The organism is Pseudoalteromonas sp. SMS1 (assembly GCF_021530565.1).
GTDB lineage: Bacteria > Pseudomonadota > Gammaproteobacteria > Enterobacterales > Alteromonadaceae > Pseudoalteromonas.
Genome location: NZ_JAKGBI010000062.1, coordinates 1 through 1,733, shown reverse-complemented (window position 1 = coordinate 1,733; position 1,733 = coordinate 1). Strand labels below are relative to the sequence as shown.

General features: G+C 41.4%; 1 protein-coding gene and 1 pseudogene. Both read left to right on the top strand.

Going from position 1 to position 1,733, the window contains the following annotated elements:
• Positions 1–407: 407 nt before the first annotated feature.
• The gene (locus L1286_RS23970; RefSeq protein ID WP_235409541.1) at positions 408–1,511 is read left to right on the top strand and encodes a suppressor of fused domain protein; all 1,104 of its coding nucleotides are present in this window, start codon (positions 408–410) and stop codon (positions 1,509–1,511) included.
• 113 nt (positions 1,512–1,624) lie between these two features.
• Positions 1,625–1,733: pseudogene (locus tag L1286_RS23965) on the top strand (alpha-amylase family glycosyl hydrolase); the annotation flags it as partial.

Below are 1,733 nucleotides of genomic sequence, written 5' to 3'. Positions count from 1 at the left end.
ACTTCGTAGGCACGCAAAAAACGCTGAGGGTGCATGCAGCGAAAAACGATGTAAACTGGTACAAAGGCACAGGTTAGAGCGATTGAGACATTTGAGCTTTTAGGTGCTTAAACTGAATCTTTTCTTTATTATTAATGTATTTATAAATGGATGTTTGAAACCTACAATTGCCTATTTTGTTGAGTGTTACTCTATTTATTAACCAACAAACGCAGGTAATGACTTTATGTCACTTGTTTTTTAAAATGTGCCTGTCCTATTGTTTCCTGGAAAGGGTTGCATACGACAAGCCAACAAAAAAGAATTTATGAAGCCCTACATGAAGCAAATGAATTTGGGACTAAAGATGACGTTCTAAAGGTATTGCAAGATGCTGCGAACGGTTATTTACGTGGAAGATTATATTAATGAAAAAAGAGATGCTTGCAGCTGTTAAAGCTAATGATGTTAATCAAGTTTCTGAAATTTTGAACGAACATCCAGATATATTGTCAGCTGTGTTGATTCGAAAAACGTGGCTAAACCATGCTGCGGCTCATAATAGTTTAGCTGTGATGGAGTTGTTAGTTGAAGCAGGGATACCAGTTAATGTTAATTGGGGTGGGTGTCCTGCTCCTATTTGTAGTGCAGCTGATGAAGGTCAGTTTGAAGCAGTCGAGTGGCTTTTAAAGCATGGTGCTTGCATCGAGGGTACAGAAACACGCGAGCCTCCTTTAGTTGGCGCTATTCATGCAAATTCATTGGAACTGGTTAAGTTACTATTGACCAAAGGTGCAAAGACAGATTATACCTTCGGTCACTTTAATTATACCCCTAAAAGCTTTGCAGAGTCCTTTGGCGGTAGTCATGTTGAAATTGTGAAATTATTGTCTGGTACAGGGAAGACTTCGGTCTTACCTGTACCAGACGCAGTTGATCCTATCGTCCAGCACCTTGAGCGCTACTATGGCCAAGTCGAGCCAATGGCGCTGCATGAAACGGTTTCTGATTTGCCAGTAACTATTCATGTGTGCCGGGTTAAGGAAGAAGAACCTTGTACCATCCTGGCTACTTCAGGCATGAGTGCCAAGGCGATGACCGTGCCTGTGGGAGCTGAAGCCTATCAGCATGCTGAACTGATGATGTATTTACCCTTTGAATGGCCCGCTAATAACCAAGAAGCAGAGCGCCCTGAATATAACTGGCCATATGAATGGTTAAGAAGGTTAGCGCATTATCCGCATCAAATGGGTATCTGGCTCGGAACCAGTGGTACTTTCTCAAATGAAGAGCCGCCTGAGCCGTTTGCTAGTAACACCCAATTATCTTGTATATTGGCTTTAGCAAATGGTGGTGATGCGGGACAAGCCCAACTTCAGTACGGAAAACAAGTGCAGTTTTACTCTCTCTATCCTATTTATCAGGAAGAAAAAGTATTAGTTGATAGCCAAGGCGTCGAGGCATTGCTAGAAAGGTTCCAACAACAAGGTGTGTCAGCGGTATTAGACGTTAACAGAAAGAATGTAGCTTAAAAGTAAAGCGCCTACGGTCTACAACTTAAGATGGGACAGACACAAATTTATTGCTAAAATTAGCCTTTTTGACTACTGTTTAAATGTCCAGTTAAAATGGGTTTTGAAAAGGCATGACAAGAGCAAGGAAAGCATTGATAGATTTGTCCTCGACCTCTTATTATCATTTAATAGCACGGTGCGTACGCCGAGCTTTTTTGTGTGGAGATGACAAATATACAG

Coding starts and splice junctions, on each gene's coding strand:
- L1286_RS23970 (WP_235409541.1), top strand. CDS start 408: ATGAAAAAAGAGATGCTTGCAGCTGTTAAAGCTAATGATGTTAATCAA.